This is a genomic window from Pseudomonas sp. B21-041 (assembly GCF_024748675.1).
Lineage (GTDB): Bacteria > Pseudomonadota > Gammaproteobacteria > Pseudomonadales > Pseudomonadaceae > Aquipseudomonas > Aquipseudomonas neuropathica.
Window position 1 is genome coordinate 5819972 of record NZ_CP087175.1, and the last position, 23271, is coordinate 5843242.

The 23271-nt window shown below is 60.0% G+C and carries 18 protein-coding genes; 7 read left to right on the plus strand and 11 right to left on the minus strand.

Annotated elements, in window-relative coordinates; genetic code table 11:
- Positions 1 to 63: 63 nt before the first annotated feature.
- Positions 64 to 978, plus strand: coding sequence for a LysR family transcriptional regulator (locus LOY43_RS26010; protein WP_077574788.1), 915 nt, complete (start codon positions 64 to 66; stop codon positions 976 to 978).
- Positions 979 to 1205: 227 nt separating this feature from the next.
- On the opposite strand, the gene LOY43_RS26015 is transcribed toward LOY43_RS26010, so the two are convergent.
- The 10 genes from LOY43_RS26015 to bioB all read right to left on the minus strand — a co-directional run bounded on the left by LOY43_RS26015 (position 1206) and on the right by bioB (position 13756).
- Positions 1206 to 2984, minus strand: coding sequence for an acyl-CoA dehydrogenase C-terminal domain-containing protein (locus LOY43_RS26015; protein WP_194935268.1), 1779 nt, complete (start codon positions 2982 to 2984; stop codon positions 1206 to 1208).
- 214 nt (positions 2985 to 3198) lie between these two features.
- The gene (locus LOY43_RS26020) at positions 3199 to 4995 is read right to left on the minus strand and encodes an acyl-CoA dehydrogenase C-terminal domain-containing protein (protein ID WP_258708906.1); all 1797 of its coding nucleotides are present in this window, start codon (positions 4993 to 4995) and stop codon (positions 3199 to 3201) included.
- A 90-nt stretch (positions 4996 to 5085) separates the two neighbouring features.
- Positions 5086 to 6375: a GGDEF domain-containing protein gene (locus LOY43_RS26025; RefSeq protein WP_095050296.1), complete on the minus strand. Its 1290-nt coding sequence runs from the start codon at positions 6373 to 6375 to the stop codon at positions 5086 to 5088.
- A 300-nt stretch (positions 6376 to 6675) separates the two neighbouring features.
- Positions 6676 to 8481, minus strand: a complete 1806-nt coding sequence (locus LOY43_RS26030) for a phenylacyl-CoA dehydrogenase (RefSeq protein WP_095050295.1) — start codon at positions 8479 to 8481, stop codon at positions 6676 to 6678.
- 274 nt (positions 8482 to 8755) lie between these two features.
- The gene (locus LOY43_RS26035) at positions 8756 to 9052 is read right to left on the minus strand and encodes a pyrroloquinoline quinone biosynthesis protein PqqE (RefSeq protein WP_093429944.1); all 297 of its coding nucleotides are present in this window, start codon (positions 9050 to 9052) and stop codon (positions 8756 to 8758) included.
- Positions 9053 to 9159: 107 nt separating this feature from the next.
- Positions 9160 to 9840: a dethiobiotin synthase gene (bioD, locus tag LOY43_RS26040; RefSeq protein WP_095050294.1), complete on the minus strand. Its 681-nt coding sequence runs from the start codon at positions 9838 to 9840 to the stop codon at positions 9160 to 9162.
- Positions 9837 to 10646: a malonyl-ACP O-methyltransferase BioC gene (bioC, locus tag LOY43_RS26045; RefSeq protein ID WP_095126230.1), complete on the minus strand. Its 810-nt coding sequence runs from the start codon at positions 10644 to 10646 to the stop codon at positions 9837 to 9839. The genes bioD and bioC overlap by 4 nt, the downstream gene beginning before the upstream one ends.
- Complete coding sequence (locus LOY43_RS26050; protein ID WP_095050292.1) at positions 10639 to 11370, minus strand: alpha/beta fold hydrolase; 732 nt, start codon at positions 11368 to 11370, stop codon at positions 10639 to 10641. The genes bioC and LOY43_RS26050 overlap by 8 nt, the downstream gene beginning before the upstream one ends.
- On the minus strand, positions 11363 to 12541 hold the full coding sequence (bioF, locus tag LOY43_RS26055; RefSeq protein WP_258708907.1) for an 8-amino-7-oxononanoate synthase: 1179 nt from the start codon (positions 12539 to 12541) through the stop codon (positions 11363 to 11365). Before bioF ends, LOY43_RS26050 begins: the two co-directional genes overlap by 8 nt.
- A gap of 159 nt (positions 12542 to 12700) precedes the next feature.
- Positions 12701 to 13756, minus strand: coding sequence for a biotin synthase BioB (gene bioB, locus LOY43_RS26060; RefSeq protein WP_007910031.1), 1056 nt, complete (start codon positions 13754 to 13756; stop codon positions 12701 to 12703).
- A gap of 91 nt (positions 13757 to 13847) precedes the next feature.
- On the opposite strand from bioB, the gene LOY43_RS26065 reads away from it, so the two are divergent.
- From LOY43_RS26065 to rarD, 5 genes are all read left to right on the plus strand, one after another.
- The gene (locus LOY43_RS26065) at positions 13848 to 14582 is read left to right on the plus strand and encodes a ComF family protein (RefSeq protein ID WP_258708908.1); all 735 of its coding nucleotides are present in this window, start codon (positions 13848 to 13850) and stop codon (positions 14580 to 14582) included.
- A 182-nt stretch (positions 14583 to 14764) separates the two neighbouring features.
- Positions 14765 to 15529: a TOBE domain-containing protein gene (locus LOY43_RS26070; protein WP_095126231.1), complete on the plus strand. Its 765-nt coding sequence runs from the start codon at positions 14765 to 14767 to the stop codon at positions 15527 to 15529.
- Positions 15530 to 15599: 70 nt separating this feature from the next.
- A complete protein-coding gene (locus LOY43_RS26075; protein WP_093429938.1) occupies positions 15600 to 17501 on the plus strand; it encodes a PhoX family phosphatase in 1902 nt (633 codons plus the stop codon).
- Positions 17502 to 17671: 170 nt separating this feature from the next.
- Positions 17672 to 18646 carry a serine/threonine protein kinase gene (locus tag LOY43_RS26080; RefSeq protein WP_093429937.1) on the plus strand — a complete coding sequence of 325 codons (975 nt, stop codon included), beginning with the start codon at positions 17672 to 17674 and terminating at the stop codon, positions 18644 to 18646.
- A 206-nt stretch (positions 18647 to 18852) separates the two neighbouring features.
- Positions 18853 to 19740, plus strand: coding sequence for an EamA family transporter RarD (gene rarD, locus LOY43_RS26085; RefSeq protein WP_093429936.1), 888 nt, complete (start codon positions 18853 to 18855; stop codon positions 19738 to 19740).
- A gap of 223 nt (positions 19741 to 19963) precedes the next feature.
- Here rarD and LOY43_RS26090 read toward each other — a convergent pair whose 3' ends face one another.
- Complete coding sequence (locus LOY43_RS26090; RefSeq protein WP_093429935.1) at positions 19964 to 20482, minus strand: glycine cleavage system protein R; 519 nt, start codon at positions 20480 to 20482, stop codon at positions 19964 to 19966.
- 453 nt (positions 20483 to 20935) lie between these two features.
- Here LOY43_RS26090 and LOY43_RS26095 point away from each other — a divergent pair, with 453 nt between their 5' ends.
- A complete protein-coding gene (locus tag LOY43_RS26095; protein ID WP_258708909.1) occupies positions 20936 to 23113 on the plus strand; it encodes a malate synthase G in 2178 nt (725 codons plus the stop codon).
- Positions 23114 to 23271: the final 158 nt, after the last annotated feature.

Here is a 23271-nt window from a genome sequence, read left to right on the forward strand (position 1 = left end):
GACTAGGCTCACTGAGGTCTGCGGGCCATTTCGATTTACCAGCATTTTCGATAAGCATTACTTATGGATTTCAAACAACTGCGTTATTTCGTCGCGGTCTACGAAGAAGGCCATGTCGGCCGCGCCGCCGAACGCCTGTCGATCTCGCAACCGGCACTGTCGCAGCAGATCCGCCAGCTCGAACAGAACCTCGACGTCACCTTGTTCGAACGCAGCAGCAAACGCCTGCTGCCGACCCTCGCCGCGCACACGTTGTACAACCACGCTTTGCCACTGCTCGACGGATTGCAGCGGGCGCGTGAGGCGCTGGGCAACTTCAAGGGGCAGGCCTTGCGCACGCTGGCAATCGGCGTGCTGCAAACGGTTCACACCAGTCTCGTTCCGCAAATGCTTGAGCGGGTGCGCAAGGCACAGCCACATCTGGTGGTGCAGATCTATGAATTGACCGGACTTGAGATCGAGCGGCGGCTGCTCAACGGTTCTTTGGACATCGGCATCAGTTACCTGCCGCCGCGCCAACCCGGCCTGCACGGCGTGATGCTCTACGAAGATGAACTGACGCTGGTCATCCCGGCGGATCATCCGCTGCGTGAATTCAAGAAAGTTTCGATGCGCCAGGCTGCCGAGCTGCCGATGTTGCTGCTGGGCGAAGAGTTTCAGATCCGCCAGATCTGGCAGGCGCAATTGACCGCGCTCGGACGACGCCCGCAGGTGCAGGCCGAACTGAACAATATGGTGGGGATACTCGACAGCCTGCCGCACACCAAACTGGCGACGGTGCTGCCGGGGCGTTCGCAAAAGGAGTACGACGATCAGGATCTGCTCTGGAAACCGCTGAGCGAACCGCGCGTGCCGCTGAAGGTAGGGTTGGTCTGTCGCGATGTGCAGCGCCAGCAGGCGCCTTTGGCGCTGTTGCAGACATTGTTGGAAGAAGTGATGGAGCGCGAAGTGAAGCCGGCGCTTGATCCGCTGGCCTGACTACTTTTCTGCAGGCAAAAGAAAACCCCGCCGAAGCGGGGCTTTGCAGACTGTTTCCCTGACATCCATTTCACTCCGCCACCCTGGCAGAATCCTACGTGTCCGTGTTGTTGCTTTGCGCTTCCTGCGCGACGTCCATGAAATGTAGATTAGCCGTGGATCCAATCTACGCATATGGGAGAACAGCAGCACGTCATGTAAGAGAATGCTTACATGACGTCATCGCATCAGAATTGCGCCGCATCCAGCAGGAACAGCGACTCGCTACCGGCCTTCACCGACGCACTCAACGAGTGAATACGCGGCAGCAAGCGGGCGAAGTAGAAGCGCGCGGTGCCCAGTTTGCTGGCATAGAAATCGTCTTGCGCTTCTTTGCCTAGCGAAGCTTTGGCCATCAATGCCCACATGTAGGCGTACGCTGTGTATCCGAATGCTTGCAAATATTCGACCGAAGCCGCGCCGATTTCGTTCGGGTTGTTTTTCGCCCGATCCAGCAGCCACGAGGTCAGCTCGTCGAGGGTGTCGACGGCATCGTTCAGCGGTTTGGTGAATTCGCCCAGATCGGCGCTGGCCGTCGCGGTGAAATGGCGGATCTCGTCAGCGAACAGCTTGTAGAAAGCGCCACCGCTGCCGACGATCTTGCGCCCGACCAGGTCCAGTGCCTGAATGCCGTTGGTGCCTTCATAGATCTGGGTGATGCGCACGTCACGTACCAGTTGCTCCTGACCCCACTCGCGGATGTAGCCGTGGCCGCCGAAAATCTGCTGGCCGTGCACGGTGGTTTCCAGACCCAGGTCGGTGAGGAATGCCTTGGCCACAGGCGTCAGCAACGCGACCAGATCTTCCGCACGTTTGCGGGTGGTGGCGTCTTCGCTGAACTTGGCGGTGTCGAGCTGCATCGCTACGTAGGTGGAGAACGCACGGCCGCCCTCGTTCGAGGCTTTCATGGTCAGCAACATGCGCCGCACGTCCGGGTGGACGATGATCGGGTCAGCGACTTTGTCTTTGTTCTGCGCGCCAGTCGGCGAACGGCTTTGCAGACGGTCGCGGGCGTATTCGACGGCGTTCTGATAGGAGCGCTCGCCGGTGGCCAGACCTTGGATGCCCACGCCCAAACGCTCGTAGTTCATCATGGTGAACATCGCGGCCAGACCTTTATTCGGCTCACCGACCAGATAGCCCACGGCTTCATCAAAGTTCATTACACAGGTCGCGGACGCCTGGATGCCCATTTTGTGTTCGATCGAACCGCAGTTCGCCGGGTTGCGCGCGCCCAGGCTGCCGTCGGCGTTGACCATGAACTTCGGCACCAGGAACAGCGAGATGCCCTTAGGACCGGCCGGGGCGTCCGGCAGCTTGGCCAGCACCAGGTGAATGATGTTTTCGGTGAGGTCGTGTTCGCCACCGGTGATGAAGATCTTGGTGCCGCTGACTTTGTACGACCCGTCGGCCTGAGGCTCGGCCTTGGTGCGAATAATCCCCAGGTCGGTGCCGGCGTGCGGCTCGGTCAGGCACATCGAGCCGGCCCAGACGCCAGCGTACATGTTCGGCAGGTACGCGGCTTTCAGCTCTTCGCTGGCGTGAGCGTTGATCGACAGGCAGGCGCCGGCGGTCAGCATCGGGTACAGACCGAACGACAGGCTGGCGGAGTTGACCATTTCTTCGACTTGCGCCGACACGGCTTTGGGCATGCCCATGCCGCCGTATTGCGGATCGCCACCGACGCCAACCCAGCCGCCTTCAGCGTACGTCTGATAAGCCTGTGGGAAACCGGCCGGCGTGGTGACGGCACCGTCCTTCCAGTGGCAGCCTTCTTCGTCGGCAGCGCGGCTCAGAGGTGCGATGCTTTTGCTGGTGACTTTGCCGGCCTCTTCGAGAATGGCTTCAACGGTTTCGGCGTCGACAGTCTCGGCCAGGGCCGGCAGTTCGGCCCAGAGCTTGGCGACCTCGAACACTTCATTGAGGACGAAGCGCATATCGCGCAGCGGCGCTTTGTAGTCAGCCATGGCAAACCTCGCAAGATCTAAACAGGTGATTCGTGGAATGATGTTTTCGTTGAGCCCGAGTGTACCTCAACAACTTTTGCGACACATAGGGTCAACCCGTGACCGTTTTGTTATTTTTAGTCATCACAAAAAAGATCGCAGCCTGCGGCAGCTCCTACAGATAAAACTCGGTCCCATGTAGGAGCTGCCGCAGGCTGCGATCTTTTGATCTTGCTTAAAGCGCAAACATTTCCGCCGGCAACTTCATCAAGCAATCACTGCCCGCCTCGATCGCCGCACGATGCGCCGCCGTACGCGGCAACAAGCGCTTGAAGTAAAACTCGCAGGTCGCCAATTTCCCGCGCAGGTAATCCCCCTCGCCCTCGCCCGCCTCCAGTTGCGCCTGCGCCACCAGGCCCATGCGCAACCACAGATAGCCAAGGATGATGTAACCGCTGTACATCAGGTAGTCCACCGACGCCGCGCCCACTTCATCCGGGTTCTTCATCGCCGCCATCCCGACCTTCACAGTCAGGTCGCCCCACTGCTGGTTCAGCTGATTGAGCTGCGCAACGAAACTGCCCAGCTGCGGGTGCTCAGCGTTGGCTGAGCAGAACTTATGGACGATTTTGGTGAAACCGCGCAGCAACTTGCCCTGACTGCCCAGCACCTTGCGTCCGAGCAGGTCCAGCGCCTGAATGCCGTTGGTGCCTTCATAGATCGGTGCAATCCGGCAATCGCGCACCAGTTGCTCCATGCCCCATTCGCGAATGAAACCGTGGCCGCCGAACACCTGCATGCCGTGGTTGGTCACTTCCAGGCCGGTGTCGGTCATGAACGCTTTGCAGATTGGCGTGAGGAACGCCAGCAAATCCTCGGCCTCCTGCCGTGCTTCGGCATCACCGCTCAGATGCGCGACATCGAGCAACTGCGCGGTGAAGTAGGTCAGCGCCCGATTGCCTTCGTTAAAGGCTTTCATGGTCAGCAGCATGCGCCGCACGTCCGGGTGGACAATGATCGGGTCGGCAGGTTTATCCGGGGCTTTGGCGCCGGTCAGCGCGCGCATCTGCAAGCGGTCGTTAGCGTATTTGATCGCGCCCTGGAAGCTTGCTTCGCCCAGACACAAACCCTGCATGCCGGTGCCTAGCCGCGCGTGGTTCATCATGGTGAACATGCAGTTCAGGCCCTTGTTCGGCTCACCGATCAGATAGCCCTTGGCGCTATCGAAGTTCAGCACACAAGTGGCCGAAGCCTTGATGCCCATCTTGTGTTCGATCGAACCACAGGAAACACCGTTGCGCTCGCCCGCTTCACCCGCCGTATCCGGCAAGAACTTCGGCACGATAAACAGCGAAATCCCTTTGGTCCCGGCCGGCGCATCCGGCAACTTGGCCAACACCAGATGGATGATGTTATCGCTCATATCGTGCTCGCCGGCAGAGATGAAAATCTTGCTGCCGGTAACCGCGTAACTGCCATCAGCCTGAGGCACGGCGCGGGTCTTGATGATGCCCAGATCGGTGCCGCAGTGGGCTTCGGTCAGGCACATGGTGCCGGTCCACTGGCCGGCGGTGAGTTTGCTCAGGTAGGTGTCTTTCTGCTCGGCGCTGCCATGGGCATGGATCGCCGACATCGCGCCGTGGGTCAGGCCCGGGTACATGCCCCAGGAAGTGTTGCTGGAGCCGACCATCTCACTGATCACCAGCCCCAGCGAACTTGGCAGCCCTTGGCCGCCGCAGCTCGGATCTGCCGCCAGACCATGCCAGCCACCTTCGACATATTGTGCGAATGCCTGCTTGAAGCCTGTAGGCGTTGTCACCACACCGTTGTCGAAATGGCAGCCCTCTTCGTCACCGCTGCGATTGAGCGGTGCGAGCACGTTCTCGCAGAACTTCGCGCCCTCTTCGAGGATCGCGTTGATCATGTCCGGGCTGGCGTCGTGGGCGCCGAGGGCGGCGTAGTTGCTGTGAAAGTCGAAGACGTGGTCGATCAGAAAGCGCATGTCGCGCAGGGGAGCTTTGTACTCAGGCATGGTGGCTTCTCCGTCAGCAGATTTCTCCAACCTACTGCCGGCCACCACGCCCCACAATCATTGTGCAGGCGCTGAATGCGCCGTCATCACTCAACCTGCGGCCGTGTCCATGCGCACCGCGCCACGACGGTTCTGGCCGAACGCAACCACGCAGTTACGCCCCGCGCCTTTAGCGGCGTAAAGCGCCTCGTCGGCGGACTTCAGCACTTGTTCCGGGTTGCGTTGCTCCACTCGCTCGGCGACGCCGATGCTCACCGTGACCGAAACGCTGGAAGCACCGGAACCGGCGCGGCGCTGACGACCTTGCTGATCATCCTGCGGACGGTTTTCCTGATTGCGCAGTTGAATGCTGTAGGACGCAATCGACTCGCGGATCACCTCAAGGTGCGGCATGCACTCCTCAAGGGTTTTGCCTGCGAACACCAGGGCGAATTCCTCACCGCCATAGCGATACGCCCTACCGCCACCGCTGATTTTCGACAGTTTGCTGGCGACCAGACGCAAAACCTGGTCACCAACATCGTGGCCGTGGGTGTCGTTGAATTTCTTGAAGTGATCGACGTCGCTCATCGCCAATACATAGTTGCGACCCAAGCGCTGCATGCGTTCATTGAGCGCGCGACGGCCCGGCAGTCCGGTGAGTTCATCGCGGAAGGCCATTTGATAAGCCTCATGCGCAACCGCGGCGGCGATCATCAACATCACCTGACTGCACATGATGTTCAGGGTAAACGGCAGGATGAACGTTTTCGGCAGCATCCAGAACACACCGAGCAAACCCACCAGTTGCGCCGCATGCAGCGGACGCGGGTTGCGCCAGTATTGCCAGGCCAGCAGCAGGAACGCCGAGATGAACACTGGATACGAGAGCTGAATCAGACTCATCCACGCGCCGTGTAGCGCCGGCCAGCGAATTTCCGAGAGCCACATCAGCAATGCCTGGGGATAACTTTGCTCAAGCCCCAATGCCACGCTGCCAAAGGCCAGCAACACGGCGAAACGCGCGACCATGTCCTGGAACAGATGTGTACGTTCCTGCCATGCGGCGAACAAGCCGAACAACAACGGCAACAGCAGGCAGACGAGGTGGAAGACCACCGCAGCGTCTTCGCGGACCTTGCCATTGTCGCGGTAATAGTCGGTCTGGGTGTCGAGCAGAAAGTAGGCGATGTACACCGTGAGCATCAGAAACAGCTCGCGCTGACGGCGGTAAACCGCGCAATACGCGCCGCCCAGCAACAGCACCAACGTCGGCAACACGTTGAACAGCGACGTGAAGAATACGCTAAGGTCTTTGACGTACGCAGCCGCCAACCCCGCGAGTAACAACAGCAGTGAAGGTAGGAAATGGCTGAAACGTACAGCGGAAGAACGCGGCAAGGGTAAAGCTCCGACCCGTCATGGCAAAGAGGTGGCATTGTGCCTGCAATGCATGCAGTTAAGCACACACAATGTGATCCAGATCACACGCAGTCTCTTTAACGGCCGGAAACGCTGATTTCTGAGCCTTCGACCAAGGTTTTTTGCCTCCTTGGAGATGAAACCTCCTTCATGGCCATCATGCTTGATGGCCATGTCGGGAATTTCTTCCAGGAATACCCACAACCGGAGGAAATCCGCGCATAAAAAAACCGCTACCCCCCAAGGGAGCAGCGGTTTTTCAACAGACCGCGTTAATGCTTAGTAGCCCAGTGCGAAGTCTTCTTCTTTCATATCCATCAGGTTGTTGGCGCCCGACAGCATGGTGGCCACATGCGTACGGGTACGCGGCAGGATGCGCTGGAAGTAGAAGCGCGCGGTTTGCAGCTTGGCCGTGTAGAACGCCGCGTCGCCGGTGCCTTCTGCCAGCTTTTCAGCTGCCAGACGCGCCATGTCGGCCCAGAAGTAAGCCAGGCAGGCATAACCGGAATACATCAGGTAGTCCACGGAAGCCGCGCCGACTTCTTCGCGATCTTTCATGGCAGCCATACCGACCTTCATGGTCAGCTCGCCCCATTCCTTGTTGATCGCGGCCAGCGGTGCGACGAACTCTGCAACGGCTTCGTTGCCTTCGTTGTTCTGGCAGAACTTGTGGACGATCTTGGTGAAGCCTTTCAGGGCCTCGCCTTGCGTCATCAGCACTTTACGGCCCAGCAGGTCGAGTGCCTGGATACCGGTGGTGCCTTCGTACAGCATCGAAATGCGGCTGTCGCGAACGTTCTGCTCCATGCCCCATTCGGCGATGAAGCCATGGCCGCCGTAGATCTGTACGCCGTGGTTGGCGGATTCAAAACCGACTTCGGTCATGAACGCCTTAGCGATCGGGGTCATGAAGGCCAGCAGTGCGTCGGCTTTCTTTTTCTCTTCTTCGTCGACGCCGTATTTGACGATGTCGACCTGTTTGGCAGTGAAGTACACCATCGCACGGTTGCCTTCGGCGAACGCCTTCATGGTCAACAGCATGCGGCGAACGTCAGGGTGCACGATGATCGGGTCAGCGGCTTTGTCCGGCGCTTTCGGGCCAGTCAGGGAGCGCATTTGCAGACGGTCGCGAGCGTATTTCAGGCCGCCCTGGAAACCGATTTCGGCGTGGGCCAGACCTTGCAGTGCGGTACCCAGACGTGCGGTGTTCATAAAGGTGAACATGCAGTTCAGGCCTTTGTTCGCCGGGCCGATCAGGTAACCGGTGGCGCCGTCGAAGTTCATCACGCAAGTGGCGTTGCCGTGGATGCCCATCTTGTGTTCCAGCGAACCGCAACTCACTGCGTTGCGTGCACCGACGGTGCCATCAGCATTGGGCAGGAACTTTGGAACGATGAACAGCGAGATGCCTTTGGTACCAGCCGGTGCGTCCGGCAGGCGGGCCAGCACGATGTGGACGATGTTATCGGCCATGTCGTGTTCACCGGCCGAGATGAAGATCTTGGTGCCGGAAACCTTATAGGAACCATCGGCCTGAGGTTCGGCCTTGGTGCGCAGCATGCCCAGGTCGGTGCCGCAGTGTGGTTCGGTCAGGCACATGGTGCCGGTCCATTCGCCGGAAACCAGTTTGGTCAGATAGGCTTCTTGCTGCTCAGGGGTGCCGTGCTCGGAGATGGTGTTCATCGCACCGTGCGACAGGCCTGGGTACATGCCCCACGACCAGTTGGCTTCGCCAACCATCTCGCTCACTGCCAAACCCAGCGATTCAGGCAAGCCCTGACCGCCGTGCTCAACGTCGTGAGCCAGGCTTGGCCAGCCGCCTTCGACGAATTGCTTGTAAGCCTCTTTGAAGCCGGTCGGGGTTTTCACGCCGGACTCGCTCCAGGTGCAACCTTCGAGGTCGCCCACGCGGTTCAGCGGTGCCAGTACCTGCTCACAAAACTTGGCGCCTTCTTCGAGAATGGCGTCAACCATGTCTGGAGTTGCGTCTGCGCAAGCCGGAAGGCTCTGATAGTGCGCTTCGTAGCCGAGCAGTTCGTCACGAACGAAGCGAATATCACGCAAGGGGGCCTTGTAGTCAGGCATAGCGATAAACCTCTGCTGATGTAACCGGGAATGAACGACCGTGTTGATTTGTTGTGACGGTCAAACAGTTGTTTGAAACATACGTTTACGCCGAAATCTTGTCAAGCATCGATCTTTTGCCGTTCGTCCCCGCATCTTTCAAACAGCGGACGCAGCAAACCGCCATGAGCTCGAACGAGTCATGGGCGCTGAAAAAAGATTAGTTGAGGGAGAAGGACTTACAACGAAAAACGCCGCGACAAAGCGCGGCGTTCAGGGTGTAGATGGTGAAAAATCAGGCGAAGGTGTCGATGATCGTACCGAGCATTTCGTCGGAAGCTTTGGCAACTTTTACGCCTAGCTCCACCTGAAATTTGCCCTGGGCCATTTGCACCATGTCGCTGCCCAGGTCCATTTGCTGGCTGCGATCAACGCCGCGCAGACGATCGACCTGCGCTTCCGAAGACTGGCTGGTGACCGAACGCTCAATGGTGTTGTTGGCAATCTGGCTGGCGGCCTGATCAACGCGGTTCTGCCCGCTTTGAATCGAGCTCAGACCTGCATAAAAAGCTGTGTTACCGGAGATTTCCATAACAGTTCTCATCCTTGGGAAGGATCAATGGCGCCATTGAACCAGAGGCGCCAGAAAAACACCCGTCAAAAACACTAATGGCACAGTGCCTGCCCATAGAGAAAAGCTTAGTCGAGCAGATCCAGTTGCAAATGATCCGCTACCGCTTCGGCACTCAAGCTCTTGAGTTTCGGCACGCGCCCAAGGCACGGCGCCGGAATTCTCTCGGCCAATGTGGCGAGGTTCTCCTCAAGCCGCGAAGTCTTCGGATCGATGATATTCGCCACCCACCCGGCCAGTTGCAGCCCATCACGGGCAATCGCCTCGGCCGTCAGCAAGGCATGACTGATGCACCCCAGCCGCACACCCACCACCAGAATCACCGGCAGCTTCAACGCAATCGCCAGATCCGACAGATTGTCCTGGTCCGCCAACGGCACCCGCCAGCCACCCGCGCCCTCGATCAAGGTGAAATCGGCGTTCATCGCCAGAATCTCGCGCATCGGCGCCAGCAACGATTGCACGGTCAACGCTACTCCGGCCTCACGCGCCGCCAGATGCGGAGCAATCGCAGGCTCGAACGCCACGGGATTGACCTGTTGATAAGTCAGCGGCAGCGAACATTCGGCCAACAGCGCCAACGCATCGGAATTGCGCAGCCCCTTGGGCGTCACTTCGCACCCGGACGCCACCGGTTTGCCCGCCGCTGTGCTCAGCCCGGCCGAACGCGCCGCGTGCAGCAACCCTGCGGCAACCGTGGTCTTGCCGACATCGGTGTCCGTTCCGGTGATGAAATAGGCTGCGCTCATACGGGTTTCTCCAACACGGCGTAGACCACCTGATAAGTCGCCGGCAATCCCGACGCTTCACGGAACTGCTCGTAAGCTTCCACCAGCCCGAGAATCCGCGCGCGCCCGGTCAAACCACCGGGCCGTCCGGGATTCAGATTGTGCGCACCCAAGGCCTTCAATTCATGGGTCAGGCTGCGCACATCGGGGTAATGCAGCACGTGAGGCTGATTCTCCAGGCTTAGCGTACGCAAGCCACTGGCCGTACACAGTTGCTCATAACGGGCGAACTCGCGGAAGCGGTTGACGTGCACCATCCCGTCGACCTGCCGCCAGCTGTCGCGCAACTCAAACAGCGTCCCGACACAAAGACTAGCAAACGCAAAAATCCCACCCGGTTTCAGTACGCGAAAGGCTTCGCTGAGCACTGCATCGAAATCCGCGCACCACTGCACCGCCAGGCTGGAAAAGATCAGGTCGCAAGTCGAGTCCTGCAACGGCAGACGCTCCGCATCGCCAGCAATGAAGTACTCAGCGCCGCCCAACGGCCGCGCGTGATCGAGCATGCCCTCGGCAATGTCCAGCGCCAGACCGTGCCCCTCGATAAAATGCGAGGCCAGTGCCCGGGTGAAATAGCCGGTGCCGCAGCCCAGATCCAGCCAGCGCGACGGTGAAAAATCCGCCGGCAAGCGTTGAAGCAATTGTGTACCCACATCACGTTGCAACTCGGCGACGCTGTCGTAACTGGCCGCCGCGCGGGAGAAAGAGGCCGCGACCTGACGCTTGTCAGGCAAGCCGCCAGGCAGCACAAGAGACAAATCAGTCATCACCGCACTCATGTAAAAAAGCCTGGATAGCGCCCGCCAGTCCGTGGGGGTCTTCCAGAAGGAACGCATGACAGGCCTGTTCGATCAGACCTATTTCGATGTCCGGCAACAGGACGAACAACGCCCCCGCCGCTTCCGCCGGAACGAGAGCGTCCTGTCCGGCGAACAGATGAAATTGCGGGCCGCGAAATGCTTGCAGTGCTTCGCGGGTGTCCAGTTGCGCGAGCAATTCCAGGCCCGCCATCAACGCCGACGGCGCCGTGTGCGGTGCGCCGCCGAGCATCAACCGCGACAAGCCGCGCGCATCTTGTGCACCTTGAGCACAGAGCAGCGAAAAGCGTTTGAGGGTCAGCCGGGGATCGGCCTGGCAACCGGCGAGAAATGCATCGAAGGTCTCGCCCGGCATCGCGGTCGGCCACTGCTCATGGGCAACGAAGGAAGGGTTGCTCGCCAGAGTCAGTAAACCGCAGCAGCGCTCGCCACGGCGCGCCGCCAATTCGGACGCGAGCATGCCACCCAGCGACCAGCCACCGAGCCAGACGTCTTGTGGAATGCGTTCATCGAGTTCATCGAGCCAGTCTTGCAGGTCACTGGAATCCAGCTCCGGCAGCGGCTCGATTTCCACTTTCAGATGCTCGTCGAGCCCTTGCAAAGCGGCGGCCAGAGGCTCCATCGGCGACACACCGAGGCCCCAGCCGGGCAGCAGAATCAGGCGATTACGCATGGCTTGGCTCCGACGACAGTTGGGCAAAGCAATCGGCCAGTCCCTCTAACAATAGCTGCACCTGCGCCTCGCTGTGGGCGGCGGTCAGGGTCACGCGCAAGCGCGCGCTGCCGGCGGGCACGGTCGGTGGGCGGATGGCGGTAACCATCAGCCCGCGCTCGCGCAACATTTGCGACAACCGCACCGCGCGCCCGGCATCGCCGATCATGATCGGCTGGATCGGCGTGAAGCTGTCCATCAACTCCAGGCCGATCTGCTCGGCGCCCTGGCGGAACTGGCGGATCAAGGTCTGCAGATGATCCCGGCGCCAGTGTTCAGTGCGTAGCAACTCCAGACTTTTCAGGGTCGCGCAAGCCAGCGCCGGGGGCTGGCTGGTGGTGTAGATGTACGGACGGGCGAACTGGATCAGGCTTTCGATCAGCTCTTCGCTGCCCGCGACGAAGGCGCCAGCGGTGCCGAAGGCTTTACCGAGGGTGCCGACCAGTACCGGCACGTCCTCCTGACTCAAACCGAAATGCTCGACGATGCCGCCACCGTTCGCACCCAGCGGCCCAAAACCGTGAGCGTCATCGACCATCAGCCACGCGCCTTTGGCCTTGGCTTCACGAGCCAATGCCGGCAGGTCAGCGAGATCGCCGTCCATGCTGAACACACCGTCGGTGACTACCAGCGTATTGCCGGTGGCTTTCTCAAGACGCTTGGCCAGGCTCACCGCGTCGTTGTGCAGATAACGATTGAAACGCGCGCCGGACAACAGACCCGCGTCCAGCAGCGAAGCGTGATTGAGGCGGTCTTCCAGCACCGTATCGCCCTGCCCGACCAGCGCCGTGACCGCGCCGATATTAGCCATGTAACCGGTGGTAAAGAGCAATGCACGCGGTCGACCGGTGAGATCGGCCAGCGCTTCTTCCAGTGCGTGATGCGGGCCACTGTGGCCAATCACCAGATGCGAGGCACCGCCACCGACGCCCCAGCGTTCAGCACCGGCGCGCCAGGCTTCGATCACTTGCGGATGATTGGCCAAGCCCAGGTAATCGTTGTTGCAGAAGGCGAGCAACGGTTTGCCGTCGACCACCACTTCAGGCCCCTGCGGGGACTCAAGCAGCGGTCGCTGGCGATAGAGATTTTCGGCACGACGGGCAGCAAGGCGTGCGGCGAGATCGAAAGACATGCAGGCCTCGACTTTCAAGTGACACAGATCCCTTGTGGGAGCGAGCCTGCTCGCGAATAGGCCTTCACATCCAACATCAATGTCGACTGAGGCACCGCTTTCGCGAGCAGGCTCGTCCCACAAGGGGTTTTGCATTCCTTCAGAGGAATCCGCGCAGCTTTAAACCGCGGCGTTGTAGAACTGCTCGCTGCTCTTCTGCTCCACCAGCGCCTGTTCGATTGCGGCCTGGTGAACCTCATCGGAATGTTCTTCACGAGCTTCCGGCTGAATGCCCAGACGCGCGAACAACTGCATGTCCTTGTCCGCCTGCGGGTTGGCGGTGGTCAGCAGTTTGTCGCCGTAGAAAATCGAGTTGGCGCCGGCGAAGAAGGCCAGGGCCTGCATCTGCTCGTTCATCGCTTCGCGGCCGGCGGACAGGCGCACGTGGGATTGCGGCATGAGGATGCGGGCCACGGCGAGCATGCGGATGAAGTCGAACGGATCGACGTCTTCGGCGTTTTCCAGCGGGGTGCCGGCAACTTTCACCAACATGTTGATCGGCACCGATTCCGGATGCTCCGGCAGGTTGGCCAACTGGATCAGCAGATTGGCGCGGTCATCCAGCGACTCGCCCATGCCGAGAATGCCGCCGGAGCAGATCTTCATCCCCGATTCACGCACATAGGCCAGCGTTTGCAGACGTTCGCTGTAAGTACGGGTGGTGATGATGCTGCCGTAGAACTCGGGCGACGTGTCGAGGTTGTGGTTGTAGTAATCGAGCCCGGCCTTGGCCAGTGCCTCGGTCTGATCCTGATCGAGACGGCCGAGGGTCATGCAGGTTTCCAGGCCCATGGCCTTCACGCCTTCGACCATTTTCAGCACGTACGGCATGTCTTTGGCCGACGGATGTTTCCACGCCGCGCCCATGCAGAAACGTGTCGAACCGATGGCCTTGGCGCGTGCTGCCTCTTCGAGGACTTTCTGCACTTCCATCAACTTTTCTTTTTCAAGGCCGGTGTTGTAGTGACCGGACTGCGGGCAGTACTTGCAGTCTTCCGGGCAGGCGCCGGTCTTGATCGACAGCAGGGTCGACACCTGAACGCGGTTGGCGTTGAAATGTGCGCGGTGCACCGTTTGCGCCTGGAACAGCAAGTCGTTGAATGGCTGTACGAAGAGTGCTTTGACTTCGGCCAGAGACCAGTCGTGACGCAGGGTGGCAGTGGTGCTCGCGCTCATGGGTAGTTCCTTGGTTATGCTTGGCTGGCGGCTGCGGGAACGGAATACCCACAGGCGCGACACGGATGTTCGGCATATTTAAGGAAGAGTCATGCGCTGTCAACCACGATACGAAGGACAGGTTTACATCTGTTTAAATAACATACAGAGCTGCTTGCTTTGCGATGAGCCGGCAGAAGCAGAAATGCCAATCTGTGTGGCCTGCGAAACTGATTTGCCGTGGCTCGGCGACCACTGCCAGACCTGCGCTCTGCCACTCTTCGCCGCCGGCCTGACCTGTGGCGAGTGCCTGCTAGAGCCGCCGGCATTCGAACAGGTGGTGGTGCCGTGGCGCTATGGCTTCCCGGTCGACAGTTTGATTACGCGTTTTAAACACAACGCAAAATGGCCGTTTGGTCACCTGCTCGCCGACGTTCTCGGGCAATACCTGCAACATCGCTTCGATGAGGGGTTACCGAGGCCTGATGTGTTGTTGCCGGTGCCGCTGGCGAACAAACGCCTGCGTCAACGCGGGTTCAACCAGGCTGCGATGCTGGCGCGGTGGTTGAGTCAGTCACTGGATCTGCCGTGCGAAGAACGGGTTCTGCGGCGAATCAAGGATACCGACGCTCAGCAAAATCTCGATGCCAAGGCGCGTAAAGGTAATCTGCGCAATGCTTTCAGCCTGATACCCGACTCCGATGTGAAAGGCCGGCATCTGGCGTTGATCGATGATGTGCTGACTACGGGTGCCACTGCCCAGGCAATCGCCCGGTTACTGATGAACGCAGGCGCTGCACGGGTCGATGTCTATTGCCTGGCCCGCACGCCAAAACCCGGAACCTGAGCCAGCACAATCCCTGTAGGAGTGAGCCTGCTCGCGATAGCGTCATCATTGCCAACATTTATGCTGACTGATCCACCGCAATCGCGAGCAGGCTCACTCCTACAAGGGATCTCGGCTCGACTTGACTCTCGCGTCGCTAGCGGCCAACTTCCACGTCCACCGCCATAAAAAAGCACCCATCCATGTCCATGCCTTCCCTGCTCTCCCAGCACATCGTCCGCCGTCCGCAGCGCATCGCCTTGCTGCAACACATCGCCGAACAGGGCTCGATCACCCGCGCGGCGAAAAGCGCAGGCCTGAGTTACAAAGCGGCGTGGGACGCCATTGATGAGCTGAACAACCTGGCGCAAAAACCATTGGTCGAGCGCGCCGTCGGTGGCAAGGGCGGCGGCGGCGCGAAACTCTCCAGCGAAGGCGAGCGCGTTTTGCGCCTGTACCAAAAACTGCAGGCCTTGCAGACCCAGGTGCTGGAGGCAGCGGAAGACGCCAGTGATCTGGATCTGCTCGGTCGTTTGATGCTCAGAACCAGCGCACGCAATCAGTTGCACGGCAAGGTCGTGGCGATTGAAGCGCAGGGCCGCAATGACCTGATCCGCCTCGAACTGGCCGAAGGCCTGTGCCTCGACGCGCAGATCACCCACGACAGCACCGTGCATCTGGAGCTGCAAGCCGGCACCGAAGTGGTGGCCCTGATCAAGGCCGGCTGGCTGGAATTGCTCAGCAACGAGCAGCCTGCAACGTTTGGTCACAATCTTCTCAACGGCACCATCGAAACGATCCTCGACGCCGAGGATGGCCCGAGCGAAGTGCGCATTGCCCTGCCCAACGGCCATACCCTCTGTGCCCTGGCGGAACCGCTGGACCTGCGCACTCGCGGGCTGGGCGTCGCACAACCGGTGCAGGTGCAGTTTTCGCCGTCCAATGTGCTGCTCGGCACGCCGCTGTAATCAGGCGCTGCAACGAAAGCGTCATCGACGCTCATTAAGGTGGCTGCCAAAACCATGCAGGGAGCCTGATGTGAGCCTATTAGAAGAAAACCAATCCACTGACCTGGAAAAAATGGTCGGCCTCAGCCGTCGCGGTTTCATCGGCGCCGGTGCGCTGTGCGGCGCGGCGATGTTCCTCGGCGGCAGCCTGTTGAGCCGCAGCGCGCTGGCCACTGGCGTCAGCGCCGGCAACAGTCGTCTGCTCGGTTTCGAGAGTATTCCGGCGGCAACCACCGACGTCATCACCCTGCCCAAAGGCTACAAGTCTTCGGTGCTGATCAGTTGGGGCCAGCCCCTGCAGAAGAACGGCCCGGCCTTCGACCCGAGCGGCAACGGCACCGCGGCCGCACAGGAAGTGCAATTCGGCGACAACAACGACGGCATGAGCCTGTTCGCCTTCCCCGACGACCGCAATCGCGCGTTGATGGCGATCAACAACGAATACACCAACTACCGCTACCTCTACCCGCACGGCGGCATGCCGCAATCGGCCGAAGACGTGCGTAAAGCACTGGCCTGCGAGGGCGTGTCGGTGATCGAGGTACAGCGCAAGAACGGCCAATGGCAGTTCGTTCAGGGCTCACGCTACAACCGCCGCATTCACGGCAACTCACCGCTGCGCATCAGCGGCCCGGCTGCCGGTCACGACTTGATGAAAACGGCAGCCGACAAACACGGCAAGAAAGTCCTCGGCACCTTCCAGAACTGCGCCAACGGCAAAACGCCGTGGGGCACTTACCTGACCTGCGAAGAAAACTTCACCGACTGTTTCGGCAGCAGCAATGCCCAGCAACAGTTCGACCCGGCGCAGAAGCGTTACGGCGTCTCGGTCGCCAGCCGCGAGATCAACTGGCACCCGTACGACCCGCGCTTCGACATGGCGAAAAACCCCAACGAACTCAACCGTCACGGCTGGGTGGTCGAGATCGATCCGTTCGACCCGCAATCGACCCCGGTCAAACGCACCGCGCTGGGCCGCTTCAAACATGAAAACGCCGCACTGGCCGAGACCGACGACGGTCGCGCCGTGGTGTACATGGGCGACGACGAGCGTGGCGAGTTCATCTACAAATTCGTCAGCCGCGACCGCATCAACCACCGCAACGCCAAGGCCAACCGCGACATCCTCGATCACGGCACCTTGTACGTGGCGAAATTCGACAACGGCGACAGCAACCCCGATCACCCGAAAGGCCAGGGCCAGTGGATCGAGCTGACCCACGGCAAAAACGGCATCGACGCCAGCAGCGGCTTTGCCGATCAGGCCGAAGTGCTGATCCATGCACGCCTCGCCGCCAGCGTGGTTGGTGCAACACGCATGGACCGCCCGGAATGGATCGTCGTCAGTCCGAAGGATGGCCAGGTCTATTGCACCCTGACCAACAACGCCAAGCGCGGCGAAGACGGGCAGCCGGTGGGCGGGCCGAACCCGCGCGAGAAAAACGTCTACGGGCAAATTCTGCGCTGGCGCACCGACCGTGACGATCACGCATCGAAGACGTTTGCCTGGGACCTGTTTGTAGTCGCCGGTAATCCGGGCGTGCATGCCGGGACGCCGAAGGGTGGCTCGAAGAACATCACCCCGCAGAACATGTTCAACAGCCCGGATGGCCTGGGTTTCGACAAGGCCGGTCGCCTGTGGATTCTCACTGATGGCGATTCGAGCAACGCCGGCGACTTTGCCGGGATGGGCAATAACCAGATGCTTTGCGCCGATCCCAAGACCGGTGAAATTCGCCGGTTCATGGTCGGGCCGATTGGTTGTGAGGTGACGGGGATCAGTTTCTCGCCGGATCAGAAAACCCTGTTTGTCGGGATTCAGCATCCGGGGGAGAACGGCGGGTCGACCTTCCCCGAGCATCTGCCGAATGGCAAGCCGCGGTCTTCGGTGATGGCGATCACTCGCGAGGATGGTGGAATCGTCGGCGCCTGACAGGCCCTCATCGCGAGCAGGCTCACTCCTACATTTGGAATGCGTGCGTTCCCCTGTAGGAGTGAGCCTGCTCGCGATAGCGTCAGCACAGACACCAACCACCTCCCCCGCTGCCATCTGCGCTACCATGCTGGGCCGGACGCGGCAGCCTGCTGCGCGCAGGAGTCAGCATGGCCCACCCGTTTGAAACCCTCACCCCCGACCTCGTGCTCGATGCCGTTGAAAGCATCGGTTTCCTGAGCGATGCGCGCATTCTCGCGCTCAACAGCTACGAAAACCGCGTCTATCAGGTCGGCATCGAAGACTCCGAACCGCTGATCGCCAAGTTCTACCGCCCGCAACGCTGGACCAACGAAGCCATCCTCGAAGAACATCAATTCACCTTCGAACTGGCCAACGTCGACATCCCGGTGGTAGCGCCGCTGATCCACAACGGCGAAACCCTGCACGAGCATGCCGGTTTCCGCTTCACCCTGTTCCCGCGTCGCGGCGGTCGTGCGCCGGAGCCGGGCAACCTTGATCAGCTGTATCGCCTCGGCCAGTTGCTCGGGCGCATCCACGCGGTCGGCGCGACCAAGCCGTTCGAACACCGTGAAGCCCTCGCCGTGCAGAACTTCGGCCATGCCTCGCTGAACACCTTGCTTGAAGGCAACTTCATTCCAAAAAGCCTGCTGCCGGCCTACGAGTCTGTCGCCCGCGACCTGCTCAAACGCGTGGAAGATGCCTACGCCAACACGCCGCACCAGAACATCCGCATGCACGGCGACTGTCACCCCGGCAACATGATGTGCCGCGACGAGATGTTCCACATCGTCGACCTCGACGACTGCCGCATGGGCCCGGCGGTGCAGGACATCTGGATGATGCTCGCCGGTGATCGTCAGGAATGCCTAGGGCAGTTGTCGGAACTGATGGACGGCTACAACGAGTTCCACGACTTCGATCCGCGAGAACTGGCGCTGATCGAGCCGCTGCGCGCCTTGCGCCTGATGCACTACAGCGCCTGGCTCGCGCGGCGCTGGGATGACCCGGCCTTCCCGCACAGTTTTCCGTGGTTTGGCACCGAGCGTTATTGGGGTGATCAGGTGCTGGCGCTGCGTGAGCAGCTATCCGCGCTGAATGAAGAGCCACTGAAACTCTTCTGATCACCACCTCCCCCTTGTAGGAGTGAGCCTGCTCGCGATAGAGCTTTGTCAGTCGACGTAAATGTTAAATGTCAGACCGCGATCGCGAGCAGGCTCACTCCTACATTTGTCCGGTGTTCACAATTTCCCGACCATTGCGCTACGGCACTCGTAGACAAATCTCCTTACAATCCCTCCTTTGTTAGCTGCCTAAGCAAGGATTCTGCATGCAAGCCGCCAACCCGCGTCGCGGGTACATTCTGGGCCTGAGCGCCTACATCATCTGGGGCCTGTTCCCGATCTACTTCAAAGCCATCGCCGAAGTGCCGGCCGTTGAAATCATCATCCATCGAGTGCTGTGGTCGGCGCTGTTTGGTGCGTTGTTGCTGATGGTGTGGAAACACCCGGGCTGGTTGCGCGAACTGCTCGACAACCCTAAACGTTTGGCGATTCTGGCCTTGAGCGGCACGTTGATCGCGGCCAACTGGCTGACCTACGTGTGGTCGGTGAATAACGGGCGCATGCTGGAAGCGAGCCTCGGTTACTACATCAACCCGTTGGTAAACGTGCTGTTGGGCATGTTGATTCTCGGCGAGCGCTTGCGGCGGATGCAGTGGCTCGCGGTCGGCCTGGCGGCGGTCGGTGTGGCGCAACAGGTGTGGCAGGTCGGCAGTCTGCCGTGGGTGTCGCTGGTGCTGGCGTTGACGTTCGGCTTCTACGGTCTGATCCGCAAACAGGCGCCGGTCAAGGCGTTGCCGGGACTGGTGGTGGAAACCTGGATGCTGGTACCGATCGCGATTGCCTGGCTGCTGTTCAATCAGACCGCGACCAGCGCCCAACCGGAGTTCTGGACCACCTCGCAAGCCTGGTGGCTGGTAGCGGCCGGCCCGGTGACATTGGTCCCGCTGGTGTGCTTCAACGCTGCCACGCGTCACTTGCCCTACACCACCATCGGCTTCTTGCAATACCTGGCGCCGACTTTGGTGCTGCTGCAAGCCGTGCTGCTGTTCGGTGAGCATCTATCGTCCAGCACACTGGTGGCGTTTATCTTCATTTGGGCCGGCCTGGCCGTTTACAGCGTCGATGCCGTGATCAGTTTACGCCGGCGCAGCTGATCAAAAAACGTACAAACCCTCACAGGCCACGGTTCTCGTGGCCTGCATCGTTCCTTCCCAAGGTTATCCACATCGTGATCCCCGCCGTTTGTGTGCAAGTCACTGAATGTTGGCGGTTTTTTGATCAGTTCCGCGCAAGCCCCGGCCGGCTTGGCGCTGCGCCCGGTCTCTACAGGTTATCCACAGGCAGGTGCACGTTAAAACTGGATAACCCGGTCAGCGCTTAACTGTCTGTGCGTAACACCAGTTCGACCATCAGATCATCAGCCAGGGTTTCCAGCCGCGACTGCAATACATCCAGCGACAGGGTTAGCGGTACCGCGAGAATCGCTTCGGCGTGGAACAGCGGTTCGCTGCTCATCGGTGCCGGACGCACTTCAGTCACCAGCCGCTCAAGGTTGACGCCCTGCTCGCTCAACAACCGAGTGATGTCGCGGACGATACCGGGCCGGTCATTGCCCACCAACTCCATGGCGATCGGCTTCCAGGTGCAGGATTGCTCGATGCCACTCTCGGCAATCAATACGCGAATGCCATGCGTCGACAATGCTTGTAAGGCATCGACTAATTCGTCGTAAGCCTCTGCCGGCACCCCGACCCGAAGAATCCCGGCGAACTGCCCGGCCATCCGCGACATGCGGCTTTCCAGCCAGTTACCGCCGTGTTCGGCAATGCATTGGGCGATGCGCTCGACCTGCCCGGGCTTGTCCGGGGCGAATACGGTGAGTACGAGATGGTCCATGGCGCAGCCCTCTTGTCATGACTTTTGTTGTAGAAGGGCAAGTATAGGCAAGGGACGGTCCGCCGCCTCAGACGCCCGAAACAACAAATCGTGTACAACTTTTTATATTTAGCTGGAACAATCCATCTGTTTTTTGAGAACATCCCGTTCCGCGATGTGACCGCAATGCGACATGAGGTCGCAGAACGACGTAATTAGTCTGATTTTCACAAGCGCAACTCATCATGTAGTATGCCGCAGCGCGCACTACATAACGCTGAATCGATGTCTGCCCAAAGCCTGTTCGCAACCCTGAAAGCCCCGTCAGCAAGGCCCCAAGCCGTTGATTGGTCCCAGCCCAGCCGCCAGCAATGGCATGTACTGGTCGGCAGGTTTGTGGTTTAAATGGCCAGAGGCTTCATTGTCAAATTGAAGAGCTGAAAAGCGAAATAGCTGAGCAGAGTGAGGCAAGCAATGACTGAACACGTTCAAGTCGGTGGCCTGCAGGTCGCCAAAGTCCTGTTCGACTTCGTGAACAACGAAGCCATTCCCGGTACCGGCCTCACCGCCGAAAAATTCTGGGAAGGTGCCGACAAGGTCATTCATGACCTGGCGCCGAAGAACAAAGCCCTACTCGCCAAACGCGATGACTTCCAGGCTCGTATTGACGCCTGGCATCAGGAACGCAACGGTCAGGCGCACGACGCCGTGGCCTACAAAGCCTTCCTGCAAGAAATCGGTTATCTGTTGCCAGAAGCGGCTGATTTCCAGGCAACGACGCAAAACGTCGATGATGAAATCGCCCGCACCGCCGGCCCGCAACTCGTTGTGCCGGTGATGAACGCCCGCTTCGCTCTCAATGCCTCGAATGCCCGCTGGGGTTCGCTGTATGACGCCCTCTACGGCACCGACGCAATCAGCGAAGAAGGTGGCGCGGAAAAAGGCAAAGGCTACAACAAGGTGCGTGGCGACAAAGTCATCGCCTTCGCCCGTGCCTTCCTCGACGAAGCCGCGCCATTGGCTGCTGGCTCCCACGTCGATTCGACCGGCTACAAAATCGCCGACGGCAAACTGCTGGTCACCCTCAAGGGCGGCAGCAACAGTGGTCTGCGCGACGATGCACAACTGATTGGTTTCCAGGGCGACGCCAACGCGCCAATCGCGATCCTGCTGAAACACAACGGTCTGCATTTCGAAATCCAGGTCGACGCCACTACCCCGGTTGGCCAGACCGACCCGGCCGGCGTCAAAGACATCCTGATGGAAGCGGCGCTGACCACCATCATGGACTGCGAAGACTCCGTGGCCGCCGTCGATGCCGACGACAAAGTGGTGATCTACCGTAACTGGCTCGGCCTGATGAAGGGCGATCTCGCGGAATCGGTGTCCAAGGGCGGTCAGACCTTCACCCGCACCATGAACCCGGATCGCACCTACACCGCGCCAAATGGCGGTGAAGTGACGTTGCACGGTCGTTCGCTGCTGTTCGTGCGCAACGTTGGCCACTTGATGACCATCGACGCGATCCTCGACAAAGACGGCAACGAAGTTCCGGAAGGCATCCTCGACGGTCTGGTGACTTGCCTGGCGGCGATGCACAACCTCAACGGCAATACCTCGCGTCGTAACACCCGCACCGGCTCGGTCTACATCGTTAAACCGAAGATGCACGGCCCGGAAGAAGCAGCGTTCACCAACGAGCTGTTCGGCCGCATCGAAGACGTGTTGGGCCTTACGCGCAACACCCTGAAAGTCGGGATCATGGACGAGGAGCGCCGCACCACGGTCAATCTCAAGGCCTGCATCAAAGCGGCCAGCGAGCGCGTGGTGTTCATTAACACCGGTTTCCTCGACCGCACTGGCGACGAAATCCACACCTCCATGGAAGCCGGCCCGGTGGTACGCAAGGCCGACATGAAGGCTGAGAAGTGGATCGGCGCTTACGAAAACTGGAACGTCGATATCGGTCTGAGCACCGGCCTGCAAGGTCGCGCGCAAATCGGTAAAGGCATGTGGGCGATGCCGGACCTGATGGCGGCGATGCTCGAACAGAAAATCGCGCACCCGTTGGCCGGTGCTAACACCGCTTGGGTGCCGTCGCCGACTGCTGCTGCGCTGCACGCGCTGCACTACCACAAGGTCGACGTGTTCGCCCGTCAGGTCGAACTGGCCAAACGTGCTCGCGCTTCGGTAGACGATATCCTGACCATTCCGCTGGCGGTCAACCCGAACTGGACTCCGGAGCAGATCAAGAACGAACTGGACAACAATTCCCAGGGCATTCTTGGTTATGTGGTGCGCTGGATCGACCAGGGTGTGGGCTGCTCGAAAGTGCCGGACATCAATGACGTCGGCCTGATGGAAGACCGTGCCACGCTGCGTATCTCCAGCCAGCACATCGCCAACTGGCTGCGCCACGGTGTAGTCACCGAAGCGCAAGTGATGGAAAGCCTCAAGCGCATGGCGCCGGTGGTGGATCGTCAGAACGCCAACGACCCGCTGTACCGTCCGCTGGCACCCAACTTCGACAGCAACATCGCCTTCCAGGCGGCGGTCGAACTGGTGATCGAAGGCACCAAACAGCCGAACGGCTACACCGAGCCGGTGCTGCACCGTCGTCGTCGCGAGTTCAAGAAGGCCAACGGCCTGTAACTTGCGCTGAATGCCGGACATGAAAAAGCCCTGATCGAAAGATCAGGGCTTTTTTGTTTGTGCTGTGGATTGGATTTTTGTGGTGGGCTTGAGATCCATCCCCCCTCACCCCAGCCCTCTCCCCCAGGGGGGAGAGGGGGAAAGGGAGCAGATCTGTA

Excerpts from the sequence above, each read along its gene's own strand:
- LOY43_RS26010 (WP_077574788.1), top strand. The coding sequence starts at position 64 with ATGGATTTCAAACAACTGCGTTATTTCGTCGCGGTCTACGAAGAAGGC.
- LOY43_RS26015 (WP_194935268.1), bottom strand. The coding sequence starts at position 2,984 with ATGGCTGACTACAAAGCGCCGCTGCGCGATATGCGCTTCGTCCTCAAT.
- LOY43_RS26020 (WP_258708906.1), bottom strand. The coding sequence starts at position 4,995 with ATGCCTGAGTACAAAGCTCCCCTGCGCGACATGCGCTTTCTGATCGAC.
- LOY43_RS26030 (WP_095050295.1), bottom strand. The coding sequence starts at position 8,481 with ATGCCTGACTACAAGGCCCCCTTGCGTGATATTCGCTTCGTTCGTGAC.
- LOY43_RS26035 (WP_093429944.1), bottom strand. The coding sequence starts at position 9,052 with ATGGAAATCTCCGGTAACACAGCTTTTTATGCAGGTCTGAGCTCGATT.
- bioD (WP_095050294.1), bottom strand. The coding sequence starts at position 9,840 with ATGAGCGCAGCCTATTTCATCACCGGAACGGACACCGATGTCGGCAAG.
- bioC (WP_095126230.1), bottom strand. The coding sequence starts at position 10,646 with ATGACTGATTTGTCTCTTGTGCTGCCTGGCGGCTTGCCTGACAAGCGT.
- LOY43_RS26050 (WP_095050292.1), bottom strand. The coding sequence starts at position 11,370 with ATGCGTAATCGCCTGATTCTGCTGCCCGGCTGGGGCCTCGGTGTGTCG.
- bioF (WP_258708907.1), bottom strand. The coding sequence starts at position 12,541 with ATGTCTTTCGATCTCGCCGCACGCCTTGCTGCCCGTCGTGCCGAAAAT.
- bioB (WP_007910031.1), bottom strand. The coding sequence starts at position 13,756 with ATGAGCGCGAGCACCACTGCCACCCTGCGTCACGACTGGTCTCTGGCC.
- LOY43_RS26065 (WP_258708908.1), top strand. The coding sequence starts at position 13,848 with ATGCGCTGTCAACCACGATACGAAGGACAGGTTTACATCTGTTTAAAT.
- LOY43_RS26070 (WP_095126231.1), top strand. The coding sequence starts at position 14,765 with ATGTCCATGCCTTCCCTGCTCTCCCAGCACATCGTCCGCCGTCCGCAG.
- LOY43_RS26080 (WP_093429937.1), top strand. The coding sequence starts at position 17,672 with ATGGCCCACCCGTTTGAAACCCTCACCCCCGACCTCGTGCTCGATGCC.
- rarD (WP_093429936.1), top strand. The coding sequence starts at position 18,853 with ATGCAAGCCGCCAACCCGCGTCGCGGGTACATTCTGGGCCTGAGCGCC.
- LOY43_RS26090 (WP_093429935.1), bottom strand. The coding sequence starts at position 20,482 with ATGGACCATCTCGTACTCACCGTATTCGCCCCGGACAAGCCCGGGCAG.
- LOY43_RS26095 (WP_258708909.1), top strand. The coding sequence starts at position 20,936 with ATGACTGAACACGTTCAAGTCGGTGGCCTGCAGGTCGCCAAAGTCCTG.